The sequence below is a fragment of the Fluctibacter corallii genome (assembly GCF_025751585.1).
GTDB classification, from domain to species: domain Bacteria; phylum Pseudomonadota; class Gammaproteobacteria; order Enterobacterales; family Alteromonadaceae; genus Fluctibacter_A; species Fluctibacter_A corallii.
Genome location: NZ_JAOWKX010000003.1, coordinates 425,428 through 448,921, shown reverse-complemented (window position 1 = coordinate 448,921; position 23,494 = coordinate 425,428). Strand labels below are relative to the sequence as shown.

20 protein-coding genes are annotated in these 23,494 nt (G+C 44.1%); 10 read left to right on the top strand and 10 right to left on the bottom strand.

Features of this window, described 5'->3' with window-relative positions:
- Positions 1-20: 20 nt before the first annotated feature.
- On the bottom strand, positions 21-872 hold the full coding sequence (locus OE749_RS08165) for an MBL fold metallo-hydrolase (RefSeq protein ID WP_263711945.1): 852 nt from the start codon (positions 870-872) through the stop codon (positions 21-23).
- A gap of 167 nt (positions 873-1,039) precedes the next feature.
- Here OE749_RS08165 and OE749_RS08160 point away from each other — a divergent pair, with 167 nt between their 5' ends.
- Positions 1,040-2,770 (top strand): Na+/H+ antiporter NhaC family protein, encoded by a 1,731-nt coding sequence (locus OE749_RS08160; protein ID WP_263711944.1) that lies wholly within the window; start codon positions 1,040-1,042, stop codon positions 2,768-2,770.
- 16 nt (positions 2,771-2,786) lie between these two features.
- Here OE749_RS08160 and OE749_RS08155 read toward each other — a convergent pair whose 3' ends face one another.
- Positions 2,787-3,542, bottom strand: a complete 756-nt coding sequence (locus OE749_RS08155) for a LytR/AlgR family response regulator transcription factor (RefSeq protein WP_263711943.1) — start codon at positions 3,540-3,542, stop codon at positions 2,787-2,789.
- Complete coding sequence (locus OE749_RS08150; RefSeq protein ID WP_263711942.1) at positions 3,517-4,566, bottom strand: sensor histidine kinase; 1,050 nt, start codon at positions 4,564-4,566, stop codon at positions 3,517-3,519. Before OE749_RS08150 ends, OE749_RS08155 begins: the two co-directional genes overlap by 26 nt.
- A gap of 289 nt (positions 4,567-4,855) precedes the next feature.
- On the opposite strand from OE749_RS08150, the gene OE749_RS08145 reads away from it, so the two are divergent.
- Complete coding sequence (locus OE749_RS08145) at positions 4,856-5,848, top strand: hypothetical protein (protein ID WP_263711941.1); 993 nt, start codon at positions 4,856-4,858, stop codon at positions 5,846-5,848.
- Here OE749_RS08145 and OE749_RS08140 read toward each other — a convergent pair.
- The 4 genes from OE749_RS08140 to OE749_RS08125 form a co-directional block, all read right to left on the bottom strand.
- Entirely contained in the window at positions 5,827-6,042 is a 216-nt protein-coding gene (locus OE749_RS08140) for a DUF1653 domain-containing protein (RefSeq protein ID WP_263712011.1), read from the bottom strand. The two genes, OE749_RS08145 and OE749_RS08140, sit on opposite strands and share 22 nt — an antisense overlap.
- Complete coding sequence (locus tag OE749_RS08135; protein ID WP_263711940.1) at positions 6,039-7,598, bottom strand: M17 family metallopeptidase; 1,560 nt, start codon at positions 7,596-7,598, stop codon at positions 6,039-6,041. The genes OE749_RS08140 and OE749_RS08135 overlap by 4 nt, the downstream gene beginning before the upstream one ends.
- Positions 7,599-7,787: 189 nt before the next feature.
- On the bottom strand, positions 7,788-8,843 hold the full coding sequence (gene dinB / locus OE749_RS08130) for a DNA polymerase IV (protein WP_263711939.1): 1,056 nt from the start codon (positions 8,841-8,843) through the stop codon (positions 7,788-7,790).
- A 63-nt stretch (positions 8,844-8,906) separates the two neighbouring features.
- The gene (locus OE749_RS08125; protein ID WP_263711938.1) at positions 8,907-10,121 is read right to left on the bottom strand and encodes an EAL and HDOD domain-containing protein; all 1,215 of its coding nucleotides are present in this window, start codon (positions 10,119-10,121) and stop codon (positions 8,907-8,909) included.
- Positions 10,122-10,294: 173 nt separating this feature from the next.
- Between OE749_RS08125 and OE749_RS08120 the strand changes: the two genes are divergently transcribed.
- Together OE749_RS08120 and OE749_RS08115 are read left to right on the top strand one after the other, a co-directional pair.
- The gene (locus OE749_RS08120) at positions 10,295-12,931 is read left to right on the top strand and encodes an ATP-binding protein (RefSeq protein WP_263711937.1); all 2,637 of its coding nucleotides are present in this window, start codon (positions 10,295-10,297) and stop codon (positions 12,929-12,931) included.
- Positions 12,924-14,171 (top strand): response regulator, encoded by a 1,248-nt coding sequence (locus OE749_RS08115; RefSeq protein WP_263711936.1) that lies wholly within the window; start codon positions 12,924-12,926, stop codon positions 14,169-14,171. Before OE749_RS08120 ends, OE749_RS08115 begins: the two co-directional genes overlap by 8 nt.
- A gap of 21 nt (positions 14,172-14,192) precedes the next feature.
- Here OE749_RS08115 and OE749_RS08110 read toward each other — a convergent pair whose 3' ends face one another.
- The 3 genes from OE749_RS08110 to OE749_RS08100 all read right to left on the bottom strand — a co-directional run bounded on the left by OE749_RS08110 (position 14,193) and on the right by OE749_RS08100 (position 17,175).
- The gene (locus tag OE749_RS08110; RefSeq protein WP_263711935.1) at positions 14,193-15,110 is read right to left on the bottom strand and encodes a sensor domain-containing diguanylate cyclase; all 918 of its coding nucleotides are present in this window, start codon (positions 15,108-15,110) and stop codon (positions 14,193-14,195) included.
- Positions 15,111-15,193: 83 nt separating this feature from the next.
- A complete protein-coding gene (locus OE749_RS08105) occupies positions 15,194-16,150 on the bottom strand; it encodes a GGDEF domain-containing protein (protein ID WP_263711934.1) in 957 nt (318 codons plus the stop codon).
- 5 nt (positions 16,151-16,155) lie between these two features.
- The gene (locus tag OE749_RS08100; RefSeq protein WP_263711933.1) at positions 16,156-17,175 is read right to left on the bottom strand and encodes a response regulator; all 1,020 of its coding nucleotides are present in this window, start codon (positions 17,173-17,175) and stop codon (positions 16,156-16,158) included.
- Positions 17,176-17,418: 243 nt separating this feature from the next.
- On the opposite strand from OE749_RS08100, the gene OE749_RS08095 reads away from it, so the two are divergent.
- The 6 genes from OE749_RS08095 (at position 17,419) to OE749_RS08070 (ending at position 23,357) form a co-directional block, all read left to right on the top strand.
- A complete protein-coding gene (locus tag OE749_RS08095) occupies positions 17,419-17,979 on the top strand; it encodes a hypothetical protein (RefSeq protein WP_263711932.1) in 561 nt (186 codons plus the stop codon).
- Between the two features lie 46 nt (positions 17,980-18,025).
- On the top strand, positions 18,026-18,487 hold the full coding sequence (locus OE749_RS08090; RefSeq protein ID WP_263711931.1) for a DUF1203 domain-containing protein: 462 nt from the start codon (positions 18,026-18,028) through the stop codon (positions 18,485-18,487).
- 207 nt (positions 18,488-18,694) lie between these two features.
- Positions 18,695-19,447, top strand: a complete 753-nt coding sequence (locus OE749_RS08085) for a hypothetical protein (RefSeq protein WP_263711930.1) — start codon at positions 18,695-18,697, stop codon at positions 19,445-19,447.
- Between the two features lie 89 nt (positions 19,448-19,536).
- Positions 19,537-20,298, top strand: a complete 762-nt coding sequence (locus OE749_RS08080; protein WP_263711929.1) for a hypothetical protein — start codon at positions 19,537-19,539, stop codon at positions 20,296-20,298.
- A complete protein-coding gene (locus OE749_RS08075) occupies positions 20,298-20,609 on the top strand; it encodes a hypothetical protein (RefSeq protein WP_263711928.1) in 312 nt (103 codons plus the stop codon). Before OE749_RS08080 ends, OE749_RS08075 begins: the two co-directional genes overlap by 1 nt.
- Before the next feature lie 9 nt (positions 20,610-20,618).
- Positions 20,619-23,357, top strand: coding sequence for a hypothetical protein (locus OE749_RS08070; protein WP_263711927.1), 2,739 nt, complete (start codon positions 20,619-20,621; stop codon positions 23,355-23,357).
- Positions 23,358-23,494 lie beyond the last annotated feature (137 nt).

The window sequence follows — 23,494 nt, the reverse complement described above, 5'->3', positions numbered from 1 at the left end:
TAGAAGTTTGAAGAAACCACTTAAAACAACGTCTTAATCCACTTCTCTTCTGTAATAAACTGCCAGCTCCACGACGCCCACTTTTTATCTAATCCACTCGCAATGATTTCGTCTACCGACTCACCTTGGCTTTTACGCTGCTGAACCTCTTGATTAGTGGCTTTGATCATATCGACAAACGCTTGCAACTCCGCTTTGTTGGCTAAGCTACCATGACCAGGAATAATTTTGGTGCTGTCATCAATATGTGAAAGCATCATTTCGACATTGTTAATATAGCCTTCAACCGTCCCGCCTGCGCCTTTGTCAATGTATGGGAAACGGTCTTTGAAGAATAAATCTCCAGTATGCACAACATTGGCAGACTCAAACACAATCCAGCTATCTCCGTCGGTATGCCCTGTTGGCAAATGTTTGATATCTAGCGTGTCACCATTGACATGTATTTTTATGCCATCTGCATACGTGACAACAGGGAGATCTGCCTTCGTCAACTCTTGGTTGTTTGCTAAGCGTTTACGTACATTGTGATGAGCAAATATCGTTGCGCCTTTATCGTGCATATGTGCATTCGAGCCAGTATGATCACCGTGATAGTGCGTGTTAATCACATAGCGTAACTTGGCATCACTCAAGGTAGCGAGCGCTTGCTCTATTTTATCTCCGAGTGGCGCATATTTGTCGTCTATGATTAGCGTACCATCTTCCCCCACGGTCACGCCAATATTGCCACCTGGGCCCGTTAACATGTGAATATTTCCCTTTACATGAACCGTTTCTACTTTCGCATCGGCGAAGCGATCATCTGAAAAAGACGAAAATGCGATTGAAGTAGCAAGAAACATAGCGGAGAATTGTGTCAGTTTTTTCATTATAATTTCCCATTTTTCAGACGATTACACGTTTCACGTGGCAAAACTCAACAGGCATAACAACAAGGATAGGCGATGCACACTCGTTACGCCCATTCGCTCAACCATTATGTGAAGCGAGTAAGTAAGACGTTTTCGTTCTTCCTGAACCAGAGAAGGTTAACTACATGAGTAAACTAACTAAGTGGGCCACACTGATATGTATTATATTTGGTGTTGCCTCAGCGATTTACATCAACCTCGCAGTGTCTCCAAAATGGCTCGAAAATCAGGTTCGTTATCAAATATATCTGAATGATGCCGGACAGCAAGCCTATTTAATGTCGGGTAAAGAAAAAACACTCCCACCACCAGTGCCTTACGAATCTTCTCCCTTACGACAAAGCGAGCTAGACCTTATTGAAGGTGAACCCTCGATTAAACAGCAGTGGGTGTATTTTAATGATAAGCCTGACGAGCCGATTCTACTGACCGCAAATTACCATTATGAACTCTGGTCTTTACTGCCTGCATTTATTGCCATTGCCTTGTGCTTACTCACGCGGGAACCATTACTCGCGCTATTTAGTGGTATTGTGGTAGGTGCCTTTATGGTGGGTAAATTTGACCTGAGCGCTGATGTATTGATTCCGAATTTAGCCACCACAGATGCGGCTTCAATATTGGTACTCTACCTCTGGTTGCTGGGCGGGTTAATGGGCATTTGGTCACGCACGGGGGCCGCATTAGCGTTTGCAGAAATGATGTCTCGAAAATTTGTCCGTGGCCCACGCTCAGCCAAGCTGGTTACTTGGTGTTTAGGTGTGTTGTTCTTTCAAGGAGGCACAATGAGTACGGTGCTAGTAGGAACAACCGTGAAGCCTCTCGCTGATAAAGCCAACGTCAGCCATGAAGAACTCAGTTATGTGGTTGACTCTACCGCCTCTCCTATTGCATCCGTCATTGCGTTTAATGCATGGCCTGCTTACATTCAAGCCCTTATTTTTGTGCCTGGCGTTGCATTTTTAGCAACTGAGTCGGATCGGATCGACTTCTTTTTTTCCAGTATTCCATTTAGCTTTTACGGTATTTTTGCGGTGGTAGGGACATTTTTGGTTAGTATCGGTTTTTATCGATTTGCGGGTGCGCCAATGCGCAAAGCCATCAACCGTGCCAGATTAACTGGGCAGTTGGATGCGGAGAATGCCTCACCACTTAGCGCCAAAGAACTCCAAACTGTGTCTGTCCCTGTGGGCTATCACGCGCACTGGTTCGAGTTTGCTGTGCCCCTTTTGAGCCTCATTATGGTCGCAGTATTAACCTATCTATTCATGGGTTCGCCACAGATTCATTGGGCCTTCGCCAGTGCTTTAGGCATCGCGCTTATCACAGCTATCGCGAAGGGCATGACCATTCGACAAGTGTTTGAAGGTATGGGCACAGGCTGGAAAGGCGTGGTGGTAGCCTCTGTGATCCTAATGCTGGCCATCACTATTGGCGGTATTAGTAAACAGCTCGGCGGCGGCTTATATCTAGTAGATTTGTTGGGAGAAGATCTCCCCTATTACTTACTGCCTGTCGTACTTCAACTGTTAACTATGCTCATTGCATTTTCAACAGGCACGAGTTGGGGTACATACGCTATCGCCTTTCCGCTCGCTATGCCTTTGGCTTGGGCTATCGCGCAATCTTCCGGATTAGCCCATCCAGAAGTATTTATGATGATTTGTTTTGCAACGGTGCTAAATGGCTCTGTATATGGCGATCAATGTTCGCCCATCTCCGACACCACAATTCTCAGTGCAATGACAACAGGATGCGATCTTATGGACCACGTTAAAACGCAATTGGTACCTGCCACAACGGCAGCGGGTATCGCCGCCATACTGTGGACACTTTCCAGTTTGTTATTGACTTAATCGCTAGAGCAAACACCTAGCAAGTAAGCTCATTTAGCTTATTTCGATTACGGCGTGAGAGGGTGAGCACCTCTCCGCTGTATAAAATAACCGAATAATCTCCTTTGTCATTTGGGCGAAGTTCGCTAATGCTGCTTCGCCTGACAATAGAAGAACGATGGATTCTGACAAAATCTAACGGGTCTAGCTGGTTCTCTAGCGTTGCCATGGTTTCACGATGAAGTACCTTAGTGCCATCTCGCAAATTCAGTTCTACATAGTTACCAGCGCCAGTAACAAAATCAATTTGAGCGACGTCAATGAGTCGGATCCTACCCGGATCCCTAATTACTAAGCGCTTTTTATAGTGTGTTTGCTGACTACTAATGAGCTGTTGAATCATCTCGCTGACTTTCCCCATATCGGCAGTCAGTGTTGATTCTATTCGACTTCTTGCCTTAGCTATTGCCGCCGAAAAGCGACTGTCATCAAATGGTTTAAGAATATAATCTACAGCATTCACTTCAAATGCCATCACAGCAAATTCGTTATACGCCGTTGCAAAAAGGACAGAGCACGCTTTAGGAAGTGCCCTAGCGACTTCTATACCCGTCATTCCCGGCATTTCAATATCAAGAATGACAAGCTCAGGTTCATGCTTCACTGCCAATTCCAGAGCTTTTGTTCCCGATTCAGCCTCATAAACATGACCAATATCAGGTTGTTGAGTCAGAAGAAGTTTTAGCGTTTCTCTTGCCAGCAACTCATCATCTGCAATCAGTATATTTAGCATCCTGCTCTCCTATAGGTATGACTAGCGTGGTTTCAAACAAATCATCATCAATAGCGTTCAACGTTAAATGAAACTGAGAATAAAGTTTGGCCAGCCGCTCTCGCGTATTCGAAAGCCCAATTCCAAACCCTTGATGGTTGTCATTTTTAGCCACTTTATTAGTGAGTTCTATCTGCAAAGAGTGGTTTATCTTAGAGATGGTTAATTGTATAAGGTTCTTATTTGATTCTAATTGTGAACCGTGTTGCACCGCATTTTCAACTAATGGATGTAACAACATGTTTGGAATTTTAATATCAAGGCACTGTTTATCGACCTGTACGCGAATATCGAGCTTGTCAGTAAAGCGCATTTTTTGTAATGACAAATAGCAATTAATGAATGCGATCTCATTTTCTATGCTCACGTCTTCATTGTTTTTGTTTTCTAAAATACTTCTTAACATTAGACTCAACTCGGACAGTCCAGTGACAGCCTCTGCATCTCGCTTCAAGCGCACCAAACTCGCAATTGTATTTAACGCATTAAACAAAAAATGTGGATTTAACTGTGATCTCAATGTTTTTAATTGCTCTACAGACAATGCGTGCTGCAAGCGTTTCAACTCTAGCTTTTCTTCCATCGACTTATGATAAAATTGCGCACCTGAAGCCAATGCTAAAATGAACACATAGATATAAATGTCAAGTTGTGCACTTGTGGTCAACACGCTGTATAGATTCTGCCAAACCTGATCGACCTGAGATTCAATAAGAGCCCGAAGAAAAGTAGCCGTTATCCAATACACGGTTAAAAGCACCATCGCCCATAGTAAGTGATAAATAATCTTGCGCGCTCGCTCATGTTTGCGCGACGGTGCGCGTTGCACAATTATAAATTCTATGGCGGTGATGGGTATCCAGAGTAAAAACCACGGACTTAATTTTAACCACGTCGCCATCCAGCTCAATTCATTTGATGATCCTTGCAGAGCCTGATATTGAACTTGCGTAAACATGAAATGCGCTGCGAGCCAAAAACTCATATTTCCTAACCAAAAATAACGGTTTAGTAAGTGAGTGGACAAATTCATTTAATTCCCAGAATTAACGCCAATAGGATTCAGCAAAATCGAAATATATAGCAACAATATCATATATTTAAAGATAACATGTGAAGATACACTGGCCCTTGTCAGGTTTAAACAGTAAGTCCCTATCATGCGCACCGTAACGCTCTTTATGCATTAACTTACAAGAGTGGGCGTAACGATGAATTAGGATCGGAGAATCTTTGCGGTATACTGATGCAATCTACAACAAAAACGTCTACTCATGGTTAACCTAATTGTTTTTTCTATTGTATGCCTTGCTTTTACCGTTCAACAAGCAGTTGCTCAACAAGTTCCCAGTTCCCTGCCCAGTGAGGCGGCAATAGAAGCCTACCTTAAATATCAATCACGCCCTGCATACAGTGCGTTTGCGGTGTCACCTTTAGGCGTTTACGGAGAAAGTTGGTCTTATGGTTTAATTTCATCTGCAGATGACGCCGCCATTAGCCAGTGTGAAGAGAAGCAGCCGGATGCACCTTGTTATGTAGTTGCACGCGACGGCGAGAGTCTTCACGAAACCACTGACGTATTTAGTCTGCGACAACATCTTACCCAGGAGCGCTTGAAGCCGTGGGAGCCTATAGAAGCTTTTCATGTAGCAATGCAAGTGGCCAACAATCTAGAACAAGCCAAAGCGTATAGAACGTATTTGACCAGAAATGGGAATAAGGCCTTTGCTATCGCATTTGGTGGAGCTTGGGGCGAAGCTTACGGTGAAACGAACGCGCACCGTGCTCAGCATTTGGCGCTACAAAGCTGCGAACAAAAACAAGGCAAACAAGGGCAATGTCAGATTATCGACACCAATCAACAAGCCACGATGGGACGAATCAAATCAACGATCTTGGCAAATGCAGATAATGACATCAGGCCGCTGCAAGCACCAACTCCCGACAACAGCCAACGCTTAGCCGAATTAGCTAAAACATTGCTGGGCGACAAATGGCATGACTACCAAAATGCCACGCGTCACAAAGCCTTTGCAATCAGCCAATTTGGCGCAATAGGGATCGTGCAGGATCATGCAACGCCCACGGTTGCAGAAGAAGCCGCCATCTTAAAATGTGAAGGTGTCAACGCCTTACGAGAAGCCATGCCACATTTACAAGATCAAATCGCCCCATGCGTTGCCGTTGCAGTAAACAACGACTTCAATGAGGCGAACATTAAGCAAATTACACAGTCACTCGACGATCAATCTTCAGACACAAATTGAAAACGAGGAACAGCTTTGCCATCTAGCTCAACGCTCTCTAGAAACATCTCTAACGGCCTAACCCATAACGCCCCTTCACCATAAAGAGGACGGTATACCACCAGCTTCGTTTCATCTTCTGAGTGCGTTGCCACACCCAGTACCTGATAGTCATTACCTTTGTAATGACGGTATTTACCGGGTGTGATCACTATGCTAAATCCTGTAAATAAGTTGCAGCAAACGCTGCAACGGGGGCAGCGGTAGGCTTACCATGCTGCCAATCACCGCCTTCTACACCGCTTCCAGCAATATCTACATGTGTGTACGGGATAGGATAATCACTGTTTAGACTGTGCTGATCTAACCCTGATGCAATACTCAAAAAGGCCATTGGGAATTGATGTCCTCTTACCGTTGCGACAGAGGGGGCGTTATTCGATGACAAAACATCATCCGCTTTGGTACGCGGCCTAACGAAGTCAAAGTCTTCTCTGCGTGACAAAGATTGCTCTGCGGGGTCGCCCCATTGCTCTCCGGCAGACGCAATTGTTTTCGCGGTTTGTTTTGATTTGGCTGGGCCATTTTCCACTAAGGCAGTGTAAGGGCCAAACGCAATGGCGGCATGTCCGGTCAATGTCGCCATTGAGAAGATTTCAGGATTCACTGCATCTTTAGCGTCTTCACGCATATGAGACAAAATATCAGCGAGCACCATACGGCCTTCCGCATCGGTGTTACCTACACGTACACGTTTTCCAGCATGACCCGTAATAATTTCATCTGGCACAAAAGCATCTGCGCCGATGCTGTTTCTTACCGCACCGATTTCTGCGACCACTTTTATGCCTTTGGGTTTCAGTGCTGCAACGGTTTTCATGATTCCAGCAACGGCTGCTGCACCACCTTTATCACGGCTCATGCCAGCCATATGGCCACCCACTTTCAAATCTGCACCGCCGGTATCGAAAGTAATTCCTTTGCCCGCCAAGTATAGGGTTTTCTCGATAGTGCCTTGTCCCGTATACTCCAATCGAATCACGCGTGGGGCATGGCGTGGCACCTCTACAGAAGCCCTTGCAACGGCGTGTAACAATGGATAAGAGGCTAAAATTTCCGCATCATCTGACAGCACAGACACAGCCACATCCGTACCTGCAAATGCCTGTTCACAATAGTCTGCAAATTTAGGAGGTGCCATTCTTTCAGGCTCTGTACCACACAAGTCACGCGCGACACGCTTGCCTGCTTCAATTGCTTGCCAGAACGCCAAATTCAGTTCGCGCTCGCTGAACACGCCTGCTTTTAATACTGTTTCAATCGTATCTTCACCAAGCGCTTCTCGTGCTTCGAGCGGTTGCCACATAGCCTGACATAACGCCAAGTACGCGACACCTTGAGATTCTTGATACTGTGACGCATTGCTACCAATCTCAGTGACAAGTAATGGCTTTTCTACACCAGCCTGTAATGCGAGCTCTGCTGCCAGCTTGGTAGCATCAGCGATACGCCTAACATCATCATAATCACGACTTAAATCACCTGTTGGGGCAAAAATAAGGCGACCACCCGCGAGCTCGGGCGCATTGATTAATACAGTGTGAAGACCGGTACGTTTATCAATTTTTTCTTGTTGAAGAATCGCTTGGTGAATAGCGGGAAATTGCTCTGAACCAGATAAATCAGAAATATAAATAATTGCATCCCAATCTGAATGCGTGGCAAGTAGTTGGTTAACGTCACTAACTTGCACGGGTGTAGGAAACGCCATAAGAGCCCCAAAAAAATGAATAAGTGTGTAAGGGCTTATTTTGCCTTGTGGGAATCCATACGTCTACGCCAAGGCTGGCATACGGTTAAGATACGCTCACTTTCACTAACGCTTATTGCATCAACACTGTAGAGAGAATGTAAACATTAGTTAACATCTTTTGGGGTAATCATAACAGTGAAGGAATACCTAAAACGTAAAACTGTACTGATGCTGTTTACTGGCGTCGGGCAAGCCAACATGAAGCCCAACCAAACGGATTCCTCGTCCTTCTCCCTTTCTGGAAAAGGCCTCTTCGATGAGTGTATGGAAATAGGCTTTGTCTAGTGTTTGATGCCTGTGTTCGACGGTCGTTTGCTGAAAGTCGCTAAACTTCAACTTTACTCCCTGACTGGCGATTCGCCCAGACGTATTAGCGTTATCTAAGCGTTCAACTAATTTTGGATACAAATGCTCAACCATGTTGAGACAGTCATCCAAACTCGCAATATCTTCAGACAACGTGCGCTCGACCCCGACCGATTTACGTTGACGTTCAACTTTCACGTCTCGATTATCAATGCCATGGCTACGATTCCACAACACTGGACCAAACTTACCAAAGCGCTTTATCAATTCAGGAAGAGAATACGCCCGCACATCTTCGCAGGTGTATAGCCCCATAGTATGGAGCTTCTCAACAGTCACTTTGCCTACCCCAGGAATTTTGCCAAGGGGTAATATTTTCACAAACGCATCAAGATCATCGGGTGTAACAACACACATTCCATTTGGCTTATTTTCGTCGCTGGCAATTTTAGCCACAAACTTGCATGGCGCTACACCAGCCGATGCCGTTAGCCCTGTTTCATCAAAAATCGTGCGTCGTATATCTTCAGCAATAAGGGTTGCGCTGCCTTGAAATAACGTACTGTGAGTGACATCCAAATACGCCTCATCTAACGATAGCGGTTCAATGATTGATGTATAGCGCGAAAAAATCTCTCGAATTTGTTTTGACACACTCACATACACGTCCATTCTGCCCGGAACCAACACCAAATCAGGACACAGTTTGAGAGCATGTGCGGTTGCCATGGCTGAACGCACACCATACTTTCTCGCTGGATAATTACAGGTAGAAATCACGCCGCGCCGTTCTGCGCTGCCGCCAATAGCAATCGGCTTATGGGTAAGCGCGGGATTGTCCCGCATTTCTACCGCAGCATAAAAGCAATCCATATCAACATGAATAATCTTTTTCAAACGCAACTCATAAAAAGCATGTAATTATATACAGTATAATTAACAAACAGGATTCAAACAACATTACGCCACAATCATTAATGTTTCATCCGCCCAACGCATTGCTAATCGATTACATTGATTCAAATTGTAGGCCTGTTGGGTTGACAACGACTCCAATACGTCTGCATCTAGCCGCTCAACGCCTACTGCTTGATTCAGCAAAATACTAAGAGGTGTATTCGCATGTAATAACGCAAGCTTTAGTTCATTAGACAGCGTCAGCTTGGCGAGCAAATTCTCCATATCGGTTTCTAAAATCGCATCAATACCCGAAAAAAGTCCTAGCAAAAAGCATGATTTCGGATCATAGGATTTTTCTTTTTCTGCATACAATTCCAATGTTTTGGCTCGCACAAGCAGTGTGCGAAATAGCTCTTTGGGTTGATTCAAATGCGACACCAAACTAATAATCATTGCCCAGCGCCTGACGGCTTCTAGCCCGAGGGCGATGATCGCTTCTTTAACAGAATGAATTTCTCTTACAAAATGGTACATGGGAGAATTCACTAACAGTAAAATTTTATAGGTCAGCAGAGGATCAAGAGAGATTAAATCCACGATGTCGTCAAACTCGGCATCGTCACGACTTAACTCTGAGATAAGCCGAATCACCAATTGCTTGTTTGCATCGATTTTTTTACCTGCAATCAACGTAGGATATTCGAGAAAATAGCCTTGAAATAAGTCAAAATCCATTTCTAAACAGGCATCAAGCATGGCTTTAGTCTCTACCTTTTCAGCCAGCAATAAGCGCCTTTCCGTTCTTAACTCTGGTAGTCGTTGGCGCACTTCGTCTAACGACATCAGCGATAAATCAATTTTGACTATAGACACCAAGGGTAAAAATTCAGAACGCTCTTTCTCAAACACATAATCATCGAGTGCGAATCGGTAACCTTGTTTTTTAAGCTGCTGTAAATTCAACATAACGTTGTCGGTGGCTTTTACATGCTCAAGTATTTCTAAAATAAGATTGTCGGATGGTGCGGGAAAATAGGCACTAGACTCGATAAAAGCCTGATCAATATTCACAAATAAAGGCAAGCCTAAATTCATGTTGTCGTCTAAAGAGTTCGTACAAATATTTGCTAACAGCTCTACGGTTGCCGCCACTTGAGATTCAGCATCTAACTCACAGATATTGGTTGGGCCGCGATAAAGCAATTCAAACCCATAAAGTGAGATGTTTCTGTCGTATATAGGTTGTCTAGCGAGTAGTATTTCAGAAGCCTGCAAACATCAATTCCTTTTACCATGCCTTACTTGTACTTCAACTATAGCCATTACTGCAAAAACCACACGATGGATATGTACTGATAGTCATTATCATCTAAATACGATATTTGCAGATGCATAAAACGCCTTCTAAGCTTAGGCATGTATTGCAATTCCCTCCTTAAAAAAACGCTATGAATGATGTAACAACTACCGCTGATTTATCGTTTATTCGCGTATTCACAGTACCCGTATTTGTTATTGATAGTAGCTACAAAGTAATCGCACAAAACGATGCGTTTTCTCAATGTCATACTTTACTAGACTCAATGCCAGCCTTGTTAAATACATTGCGTGTATTTGTGTCAGGAGAACAAGAGCGGGCGCATTTTGTCGCGGGACATGCCACATCGGGCGAACACTTTGTGCTGACATCGCTTCCGCTACAATCCGATCAGTGGTTGATCAAAGCCGTCCAAGCTCAATCTTCAGACTTAGCCAAGCGCTATCAAAATCTGTTAGCCGCCATTGATCAGATGTCTGATGCCTTATTGATTTGTGATCATCACAACGATATCGACTTGATGAACCAAAACATGGAACGCTTGTTTCCATTCATTAATACAAAAGAATATCAAAATCGTCCGCTAGAAGACTTTGTAGAAGCCGTCCTCAACCATTTACAAGTGTCAAATCAAAGCGATATGCGCGGGCGACTCAGGTATGTCAAGCGCTGCATTCAATATGGACGGGCTTGTAGTTTCAGTTTTAAAAATGCCGATGGGCGCTATTTGGAATACCGCGACAGGGTCACCCATACGGGCGAACGCATTGGCTTAATCATAGATGAGACTGAGCTAAAACGCTTAAACACACGACTACGAGAAGCATTGGTCGAGGCAAGCGAACTAAGTGAAGCAAAAAGCCATTTTATGGCTGCTATGAGCCACGAAGTAAGAACGCCCCTCAATGCAATCATTGGCCTGTTGGATTTATGCTTGGATGACTATGAACTGTCAGAGAACGAGCTACTCACCAAGGTATATCATAATGCAGAACATTTGATGCGGTTAATCAACGACGTGTTGGATTTTTCAAAGTTTGAAGCCGATAAAGTCGAGTTATCTCTTGTTGATGTGTCTTTACGTAATTTATGTGAACAAGTTGTTGAGGAGTTTGTAGGTCAGGCGGAACAGGAAAAAGCCTTTATTAAACTCTTTGTTGACCCAAGCCTGTCTGACATTGTTACGGTTGACGACATTCGACTCATGCAAGTGTTAAATAATTTAGTGAGTAATGCATTAAAATTTAATACGAAACCTCGTCCGCGGGTGTCTGTTAGAGTTGAACGACTAGAAGGAACGGGCCTAACACGATTTAGCGTTGAAGATAATGGCATTGGCATTCCAGAAGATCAACGAGAGAGCATATTCATAGATTTTACACAGGCATCTCCCGATATTCATCGGCGTTTTGGTGGATCAGGGTTGGGGTTGAGCATCTGCCAAAAAATCTGTGAATTAATGGGCAGCAAACTGCAACTGAAAAGTGAAGTGGGTATCGGCTCTAAGTTTTATTTTGACGTAAGTTTGTTAGAGGCAAGCACACCTGAAGTTGACACGTTTAAACATATAGACTCGCCCATTATATTGGAGTGCAACGATGAACAATTTACACAAGCATTAAAGCCTTATTCACCGTTTCTTAATATAACTTGTAAATATATCACACCCATGTCTGGTCGCGAGTTTCAAGGCGAAAGAGAAAACACCTACACCTTACTCAACCCTCTGTTTTTAAATGAAACTGAGTCTCTTGAGAACCTCACTTGCAGCCAGTTAGGCATCATCTACTCAATAAAGCCCTTAAAACGTTTTTCTGACTACCCACAAATTCAAAGAATGCCCCTCAAGCTGTCGCAAATATTGGCATTTTTGAGCCGTATAGACGCGCAAGATACAACAGATAACAAATTAAAAGTTGTTCATATTCCACACCAAATGCGAGTGCTTGTAGTGGAAGACAACGAAGACAACATGTTCGTCTTACAAAAACAGTTTTCACGTTTCAATGTCAATGCGCAGTTTGCAGTGAATGCAGAAGACGCCAAGATTTTCTTTGAGCAACAGACATTTAACTTGGTTATCACCGACTATCAAATGCCAGGAGAGCTGGGTTCAGACTTAATTCGCAGTTTACGACAATGGGAAGTGAAACATAACCAGCCCACGTGCGCCATGCTCGTTCTCACCGCCGATCGTACGCCACGGTGTATGGAAGATTGTTTAAATGCAGGTGCAGATGATGTGCTAATGAAGCCATTAACCATGACCACACTCGCTGAAATCTTAACGTCAACAAGCGCAACTCACCCGTTCTCTCCATCACATAACGAACAAGCGACAAGTACACCGTTGGCAGAGCCCGTTATTAACGAATCGGTCTTTATTGATGAAGGTGTTAACAAAGACGTGGGCAAACAAAACACTATCTGCCTAAATACGCTAAAAGACTTTATCGGCGAAGTTGAAGAGAGCGATTACCGCGCGTTTTTACAACAGTTTTCCCATAACCTGACGAATATGCAAAACGATCTCAACGAAGCAGTAAAAAGTAAAAACTGGACGAAAGCACAAAAGCTATCCCATAGTTTAAAAAGCAGTACGTTGATTGTAGGGGCAAAAATATTGAGTCAGCTCTGCGAAAAAATGGAAGAAGCCTGTGCCGACGACATAGATACAAACCGATTAACGTCGTTATGGGAAGAGCAAAATAGTGAAATTACGCATGTACTACACGAAGTAGAAAAGGTGACGCAGCAACATGACTGATGAAAAAGAAAAAGCCAACCATATCGTAGTACTGCAAACCGACGCTGAAAGCGATCGGCTCGTAATCGAGACATTGCAAAAACATTTCACCAGCATTAGCGTCATTACCAAACTAAAAGAGCTCTGCCGTCAGTTAGTGGATGTAACACCTAAAGTTTTATTGATAACGGGCGAAAGCGTCACCGCAACGCTATCGAGCTATTACCGTTGTTTCGATGCGGTCAAAGAGTATAAAGTTTGCGATCACCGCGTCGTTTCCTTGATTCCTCGCCAATGTGAAGAAGATGCGTACAACGCATTTAAAAGTGGCGTCATTGATGATTATTTGGTGTCTCGGCCTGTTTATGAAGTACACCGCGTTGTGATGATATGCCAGCACTTGTTGATTGAGCTAGGCGTATCAACCCCGATTGAAAACAAAGATGTGCTTTTTGAACGCTACACCCTTAAATACTCTGACGATCTTCAATCTACATTAAAACGCGTCGTAGAGAAAAAAGCCTCTATGAAAGCAGCATTTGAGACGAGTTTAAAAGAAATAGAGACAGCACTGGATGAGGCGTCCAAAAAACTTGAGCAAGCACAGCCCGCATCATTAGATGTAGAACGCCTCAAGGCCATGTTAGGGGCGATAAAATCTGACGAAATCCGTCCAGAACTTTTAAGGCTCCAAGAAAAAGCACTGGCATTGTTATCATCGTTGTTCCCGCAAGCAAGTGAAGAAGAGACCGACACCGATGATGAAAGCACGTCTGAAAAGACCGAAGCCAAGCAAAAGCCGCAATTCAATCAGCTATATAATCAGGATATCGATCCTGATGAAATTCTGAAAAAAGCCCCTGCTCAGCCACGCGTATTGTTAGTTGAAGATGATCCTATCAGCCTGCAGCTCACACAACGTATTCTTGATCCTTATAAAATCAAGGTCGAGCATACTTCAACTGGACGTAACGCATTTGCGTCGCTGAGTTCTTCCCAATATGACATGGTGCTCATGGATATAAACCTGCCAGATACCAATGGAATCTATATAGTCGATCAAATCACATCGGGAGACGGCCCAAACGCCAATACCCCCATTATTATGCTTTCGGGTAACAAGAATAAAACCACCGTCGCTCAAGCCATAGAGCGCGGAGCCAAAGGTTACATTGTTAAGCCGCTGTACAAAGATTCGCTGGTTAAATTATTTACCAAGTACGAGCTCCCACTCAAGGCCAAAAACAAAGCGTCACAATAACGCTTACTCAATAGCGGTCAGTTACAGTTCGCTGTGCAAACATATTGTATTCCGACCACGTTTTTTTGCCTCATAAAGGGCAAGATCTGCGTGCTTTAAAGTAGACAAATAAAATTCATCCCCTCCAGAGTGGGTGGCAATGCCCACACTCACTGTAACGCGTAACGTTGGATACTCTTCTGAAAATATCTGTTGCTGTACCGAACGACGAAAACGTTCTGCGATAGCTTTTGCCTCAACTTCTCCAGTATCAGGTAGTACGACGCAAAACTCTTCACCACCAACCCGCCCAGCAAAATCCGCCTTTCTAAATGCATCACGAATCAATCGCCCCATTTCTTTAAGGATGCCATCGCCACATAAATGACCAAAGGTGTCATTAATTCCTTTGAAATGGTCTATATCCAATAACAAAATCGACACGCCCGTTGGCATGGCTTCACTACGACGAAGCTGTTCGATTTGATTTTCACAGGCAAGATGAAATGCACGATGGTTGAGTAGTCCCGTCAGTCCATCTGTTCGAGAGAGCATTTCAAGGTATTCTTGGTGCTCTCGCTGCGAGGTTACATCACGTTCAATCGCGGCAAAATGGGTAACGTCCCCCTGACGGTTTTTTAAGGGGATAATGCTCACATCTAACCAGTAGGGTGTGCCATCTTTTGCGACATTTTGAAGTGTGGTGCGAACGGGTTGGAACGATGATAGCGCCTGTCGAATTTTATTTCGTGGGGCACGATCAATATTCTCACCTTGCAAAATACGTGGATTTTTCCCCACAACTTCATCAAACTGATACCCCGTAAGCGCTTCAAATGCCTTATTCACATAGACGATTTCAGGGCCGGGAGGATCGATAGTGTCGGCCTTGGTAATAATCACAACATCGTTGGCGGCCTCAACGATATGCCGAAATAGTGGCCCAAGTTCGCTCAACATGCCTATACCTCTATCTGCTACGGTTAGCTGACACGACAATGTGTCAACTTAGCTTAGACGAGGTAATCTGATGAATATTTGTTCTAAATCAAAGTGACGGTATTTCGTCCACTCTCTTTAGACTGATACAAAGCCTGATCGGCTTTTTCTAGCCAGCCCATATGGGTGTCGAAACTTGCATTAAATTCGCAAATACCAATACTCACCGTAAAGGGGATCTCTTTTTCTTCATACACAGGCACAAAACGCTCGGCTAACTTCCGGATACGTTCACCGACAATACGTGCATTCTCTCCATTGGTATAAGGCAATAATAGGGCAAATTCCTCGCCCCCATATCGCCCCGCAATATCTGTTTCACGAATGGCGGTTTGAATAATTTTAGCGAGGGTTTGAATAATGTAATCGCCGGCAGGATGACCGTGGGTATCATTGACTTTTTTAAAGTGGTCAATATCGAGCATCAACACTGAGGCCTCTTGCCCACTTCGTTTTAAACGCTTGTATTCTCGTTCAAATTGCTCTTCCCAATAACGGCGATTATATAGGCCTGTTAAGCCATCTACTCGGCTAATATGCTCAAGCTTTTTATTTAACCCTTCGATTGCCTTTTTGTTAATGGCCTCATCGGTCACGTCGTACACAACCAGACAAATTTGCTCTACCTTGTCTGACAGCGATGCCAGTGGAAACAAAGTGATATTCTGGTACATCGTATCTGACGCGCTAGTAATGGGGCGATTAGTCGCAAACTTGAATAAATACGGGCGTTGCTCCCAAATAATAAAGGCAGCACTGTTTAAGTTGAAAACTGACTCCGCTTTTGCCTTGAACCAGTCTTTTTCAATTTCTGGGAAAAAGTCAAACAAGCACTTTTCTCTAATATCACTCGGCAGCACACCACTGTGGTTTTCCATAAACTGGTTCCACACTTGCACGTTATATTGGTGATCAAGCACCGCCAGCCCAACTTCAATAGAGCCTAAAAGATCATGTTGCCAGTGCAATTCTGCAAGACTTTCAGATGAAGAGCTCGACATAGTGGTCATCCTGTTTGTACTAATTTTTCAAACATCAGTTCCATGGCATTGTCGGGGAACAACAACAGCAAATCGAACTGAATACCATGAGACTTAATCGCGTAACCAATCTCAATAGCCAGCACTTTATTCCAACGAGAAACATTGCGGCTTAACAACTCATCGAGATCACAATGCCTACCCAACACGATGGGGTGCGTATGACTGAATTTGACATACAACTGGTCAGATAATGCATTCAAACAGGCTCCGATAAGAATGTTAGACACATCTAATAGTGCCTCAAGTTCCAGCTCCTGATTAGCCGCTGTTAACTGATATTTTAGTAACTCAATCATGCTGGAGGTATTGGCATCATTGAAAATCAGTAGGGCTTCACCGTTTATTCCGGCACTTATAAAGCCTTGAGAAACAGCTGAAACGCTGTCATTCGATTTTACTTCGGCAATGGCCATGTGCAATTCTGGGGTTTCGATTAAATTCACGTTCGGTATGGGTAAATCAATAAACTCGCCTAGCAACTGCGCGAGCTTCTCTCCTGCTTGGCCCATTGCAACGTTCGCCATTTCACGAAAAGCATCTAGCACATCCGCTTCGGTTTTTTCACTTGAACCCGATTCTGGAATATCTGTTTCTCGATTCTCTGCAGAGCCATCACCAGAATACAGGCCATACTGACGCAGTATTTTAACGAGTTTTTGGTTATCAATTGGCTTACGAATAAAATCCAGCGCGCCGAGCGCCTTCATTCGTGCGCGCGCTTCTGCTTGAACATCGCCCGAGACGACAATTACCATAGTCGGTAGATCTTCAGCACGCACCACTTCCATGGTTTCGTAACCATCCATAACTGGCATATTAAGATCGAGAAACATGACATCGCCTTTACCTTGACGAATCAGTTCGATTGCCTCTTTGCCATTTTCGGCAAAGCTAATAGAGACATCCCAACCATCAGGAATAGAGCGCGCCATTTGGCGCCGGGCAAAGCCAGAGTCATCACAAATGAGTACAGATATTGTCATTCACTCGCCCTTATTTATATGTAACTACAACTATCATTTCGCATGCGTTACGCTTGCATTCAATAATTCTTTAGTTTAACTACTCACGTAAAAAAATAGTTATAAACTCTCATGTTAGCAGGTGAATTGGCAAGCCAAAAGGGAAACCTACGGCAACGGGGCAGCCAAAAACACCGTAGACAATCAAGTAATGATTATTGTTTAATAGTGTAGGTAAAATAAACAACCTAAAATGGACAAGCAATGCGTGCATTATTTACTTTCCTTGTGTTAACCGCCTTTTCGTTATCGGTTTCTGCGAGCCCCATCAAGATTTCGCTCTTTCAAGATGGCTTCCCCGATAACGGCTTTATTAAAGGGAGCATTGTGGGGGAAGATAAAGATGGTGATGGATTTCTCGTGTATGACGCTGACAACTACCGCAGTGAAATTTCTATGTTTCAAGTCTTCTTAAATGGCGGCATTTCACTCACAGGTGGGATTTCAAGCTGGGGCATAGTCACGCTGAATGAACTCTATCGATTACGTATTTCTACCCAACCATTAACTCAACCTACTTTTGGCCAAATGGCTTACTTACAAACCTCTAGCCCAACTAGCCCATTTTCATTCTTTTTAAATGAATCCGATTGCGGGAGCGCTGCCTGCGCCTACTTCACCACGGGCAATGGATTCCAAATTTCATCTAACGCACCGGTAATTAGTTACATTTTTTCTCCTGCTACGTTAAGTTTGATTGGAATTGGACTGCTTTTCCTGGCAGGGCGAAGCAAGCTGTGGCGCCCGAAAAGCGCGCGCATTTAATCAAAAAACCGAGCATGCTTTCTTCCGAATTAAAAAAGGAAGAAGCATGCAAATACAATTTCAAATCACCCCAATTACGCTTTCGATTGATGAAGTCATTGAGAGGGCGGCTAACAAATTCACATGGTTAAAAGCCGATACGACGCCAGGTTACCCTTGCCGTGTTTCATTGCAAGATGCTGGTATTGGCGAGCGCGTTTTAGCGGTGCATTTTACTCATCATCAAATGCCCTCCCCATATTATGCTTCAGGCCCTATTTTTATCAGAGAAAACGCTGTCGCAGCGTCGCCCGTACCTAATGCTATTCCAGCATTTTTGCATCATCGTCAACTTTCAGTGCGCGGCTATAGTGAAGGCGGCATGCTTATCAATGCCAGCCTGAGTACAGGAAAAGAGGTAGTTTCAGCTATCCACGCGCTTTTTCAGAACAATACGATTCAGTACCTACATATTCACAATGCCATTCCCGGTTGCTTTATGTGCAGCGTGAAACGGTTTGGCGTTTAATATCTGGGTCTGATAAACGTCAAAAGACGCGCAAACAGAAATGGCAAACAAGCAACATTGAATAGTGATTTGCCTATTTAAAAAATTGAACAAAAAGGATACAATCCCGGGCCATTTTGTAAATGGTTCAACCGCTTCATGCAAGTCAGCATGCGGCACACTCTATAACTTATTGAATTAATTCGTTGTTTAACGAAAGGTCGTATTATGCAGTTTATATTACGGACAATGGCGTTTTCGTTTGCCGCCCTATTCACCTTCAATTCTCAAGCAGGTGTGATTGATTATCTTAAGGTTGACGGGAATACCGTGTACTTCTCTTCTTCAACAGCCAAAGCCAGCACATCACCTGCATGCGTTGCACCTGAAAATAGCGATTATTGGACTACATCACTCACCTCTGAATCAGGCAGAGCAATGTACTCACTGCTTGTAACGGCATTAGCAAAAGAAACCCAATTTGACGTCATCAGTGCTAACGATTGTGCAGACGCTGACGGCTTTGAGCGCGCCCAAAGTATTAATCTTTTATTGGGTGAAGTGTCGTCGAATAAGGGCGACGGCATTGGTGTCTATCAAGCAGACGGCGTAACTCGAGTTGGAACACTGTTATATGTAGATCAAGAAACGAGCGATTGGTACTACGCAGACAACATCGCCTCAGACAAACCTAAACGCATTAGCCGGTCAGGTATCTATGAGGTGGCAATTTTTTACTCTGGGTTAAATTGCACAGGAAGTGCATACACAAGCGCTAGTCAATCTAGAGTGAAAAGTACTTCTGAACCATGGGTATACAGTCGCTCAGGAAGCAAAGGCAATTATTCTTACCGCTCTGTAAGTAACGGAAGTTGCTTGTCTTATAATCAGGCGTACTCTGGTAGTTTTTACAGACTGACAAAAACGTCCAATGGTGTTTGCGGACAGGGCGTTTGCTTACTAAAAGTAGATACCCACTAACCGTTCATTTATCGACATCATTTTACACAATGGACTTAACCGGCAACCCACATTGCGCTGGCAGACACTTTTTGACTAGGTAGCATTTTATGAAGCAATACATTCTTTCTTTTACAGCGGCGCTGCTTATGGCAACGCACATCCCAGCCATTGCGGGTGGGATTGATTATCTTAAGGTAGATGGAAGTACAGTTTACTTCTCTTCAACTTCCCCCAAAAACACGCCATCGCCTTCATGTGTTCGCGCTGAAAACAACGATATGTGGACAGTTTCATTGAGCTCTGAATCTGGCCGTGCAATGTATTCGCTACTGGTGACCGCGCTGGCAAAAGAAACCCAGTTTGACGTTGTAAGCGCGAACGATTGCGCAGACAAAGAAGGGTTTGAACGTGCACAAAGCATAAACTTGCTACTGGGCGCTGACTCTGTTTACGCAACAAAAGGGAGCCTTGTTGGCATCTATCAAGCCGACGGTACCACCCGAGTTGGTACGTTGATTGAAATAGATGATGCTACAGGCGATTGGATTTATGCCGACGGTCAGCCGTCTTTCACACCCAAGCGGATCTCGCATAATGATATCAAAGTAAGTTCCATTCATTACTCTGACATTGACTGCACAGGAACAAAGTATGTAGGTTATCCGCATGATAAGGTAAAACCCTCTAATGAACCTTGGCTATACAAGACTGAGGAAACTGTTGGGTACTACGTATTTAAATCCATTTTTCATAATAATCGTTGCGTCAACGTCTCATCTTCAGGCAAAGGTAATCTCTACAAGCTTTCTCTTACTAATAACGGCGCTTGCGGTAACGGTGTATGTCAACTCAAAATCGATTCACTCTAATGCGTAAATTCATTTTACTAAACTCACTATTCGCAGCCACGTTTTCACATGCTGTTACCATCAGCGAAGTGAAAGTAGAAGAAACCTACGCGTATATCACACAAAAAGAACCAAAAACTTCGAGCCAATTGGCGTGTGTGACAGAGCCTGATAAGCCAGTTTGGATTTTGGATATCGGCAGCGAGCGTGGTCGTGGAAATTACGTATTGCTTACCACGGCTATTGCGCTGAACAAGCCTATTCATATAGACAGCGCCAACGAGTGTCAGTTTGGCATTGAGCTAATCAAAACCATCGCATTATTTAACTAGCGCAAAATTATGAAGTTACTATTCAGGTGCTTGACGCGCGCCAACATCGCGTCGCTCACTTCACGCTGTCTATTGTGGCTGTGTGTCGCTGTACTTACACCTATGGCGCATGCTCAACAAGCATGGTTGCCTAATGTCATTCATCTGATCAATGAGCCAGTGCTTACATCAGAGACACAAATCCATGCTCCTGCAAAAAGCGAATCAGGCAATGTTAGGGTGTACTGGACACATTTTTCAGATCAAGGGTACACACTTGAATACAAACTAAATGATACCCCATGGCAGACCTTATATTCTGGCCATTCAGCTGAATACATTCCGAACACGCCGTTAACACCGGGGCAATATACCTTTCGCCTTCATTGTAACGGGTTGGCATCGTGTCCACAGGAAGGTTACTTGGTAGCATCAACAGCAGTAGTAACTCCTCCAACATTTATTAATTCGTATTTTGAACAAAAGTCGAGCCGTGTAGCCTTACAATGGGAAGACAAAGGCGTTCCACAAGGGCATGTAGTAGAACAAAGTGCAGACGAAGGGCAAACATGGCAAATTGTTGAGCCAGAAGAAACCCTTACCTATCATACATCTAACGATTATGAGGGCGCGCTACACACTGGCTCAGAGACGTCAGTCAATCTGAATAATCAACTTGTACCGCAATCAACATTACGTACAGCACGGGCGACAAGCGTTACGCAATACCTCAAGCGCAGTAACGCCTCACTTGACCTGAAATACCGGGTTAAGCGTTGCGTACAATCGGCCTGCGGCACAACAAGAACATCTAAATCTCTCTCGGTCAGAGGATTAACTCCCATTCTACCTGACCAAGGGTTTGAGTCAGGGAGCACGCAATTTTTTGTATCTGAGGGCGGAGGGTTTAGTGAAATCAGTAATCGCGATCCGATAAACGGTAGCCATTCACTCAATGTAACCTTGCAAAACTGGGGATATTTAGAGCTCTACTACCCTCTGGGCAACACAACGAGAATGAATGGTTTTACCATAAAAGGGCTACTCAATTTACGCAGCCTATCTGCTGGTAATACGTTAAGTATTTATGCTGCTGCATACTATTTAAATGGAGACATTCGTATAGAAGGCTCCAGAACCGTCGTAAGCGAAGCCGATTTAGAAAAAACAATATCAGCCTTTTCAACGCTTTACTTGGATGAGTCTGAGCCAATTAAATTTGTGCGCTATTACATTCGCTTAATAGGTGAAGGAACTGCTGAATTTACACTTGATGACGCACAAATGTACAAAGGGACCCACGTAGGACAAGACGTACCTGTATTAACAAGTTGGCTGTCTAGTTACACTGGGCATAACAAACTAAGCTGGACACCATTTAAACGAGAAGGGCAACAGTACACGCTTGAATATACCAAGCTACATGCAGGTTCAAACACATGGAAAACCTTATACAAAGGCACACAATTAGCCTTTGATAGCGCCTTGGTAAAGCCAGCAGGCTTTCCACTATCTAGTGGTCAGTATCGCTTCAGAATTGCGTGTGGCACATTACCAGAGTGTCCTACAGGCTACCAATATGCCGACTTAATTGTGTCAAGAACACCAGATTGGGTCAGTGCAAATTACAACCCTGATACGCGCCGCTTTGGCATCGCATGGTCTAAAACCGTCGCAGCAAAAGGGTATCTCGTAGAACAAAATATCAATGGAACGGGGTGGCGAGCATTCTCACCTGACAGCAACGACAACAGTTTACACTACAAGGGATATCATTTATTCGCTCAAACCCACAAGGTGATAGAAAACCCAAGCATTGCCACGTATCAGTTCAGAGTTAAAGCGTGTCGATCATCGGGGTGTGAAGGGCTATGGATAACTTCAAACCCAATTACCTTGTCGAATCAACGACCAGACTTATGGTTTTATGCTCCGATCTCTACTTACTTCACCTATGCTGACTTAAGTTGGAGTGAGTTTAAGCCTGCCAACCAACCGTACCATGTTGAGACCAGGCAAACAGGCCAAAACTGGAAAACACTTTATTCTGGTTCAAACACAGAATACAGAGCCAACTTACCTGCGGGCATGCATATTTTCCGCTTACATTGTGCAGGCCATGCTTCGTGCCCAGCATCAGGGTATTTGGAGCAACATGCTGAGATTGTACCGTCACCGCTTTCACTGGATGTTCAATTTGATAAAAATAGATTTATGGCTAGCCTGTCTTGGACACCCGTTACCTCTGCGTACGGGTACGTGATAGAACATAGGTTTAATCAAACTGAATGGCGTGAACTAACACCTCAAGCCTCTGAAGGGGCCTTTAATTTTGTCGATCCACAAACAAAAACCTATCACACGTTGTTCACAGGCCTTAACACAACACTGCCTTTGAACGTCGCCGGAGTTCATGACTTTAGAGTCAAAGCTTGTCGTTCGAGCCAGTGCGGTAGTTATGTGCAAGCTAACTTGCTCATCGATATGAAAGGGCTGATTCAATGGGAACCAGATAAAATTAAAGTAACAGAACCCTCTTCAATCGTTTGGGATGCGTCCTACTTTCAACACTGTCATATCGCTAGCGCTGATGACACGCTGTTACACATCGATGAATCCGGACAAACCAGAGTGTATTCCACAGGCGAGCCACTACTTACAGAATGGCAATGTCAAAAAATGGATGGGAGCCGCGTGAACATCTTTGCTCCAATTTCAGTGCAAAAGTTAACGAAGCCTGACCTAACACATTCAAAAACAGAGCAATAAGTAGCAGAGGACTGCCTGTAATCGTCATTACGCAATGGCAGGCAGTCTTCTCTTCAGTATCAACACGCACTCGCATTTCCCTTTAATCATCTCACAACACCCTCTTTTTTAATACATACCGCCAGCCCACGCGCACG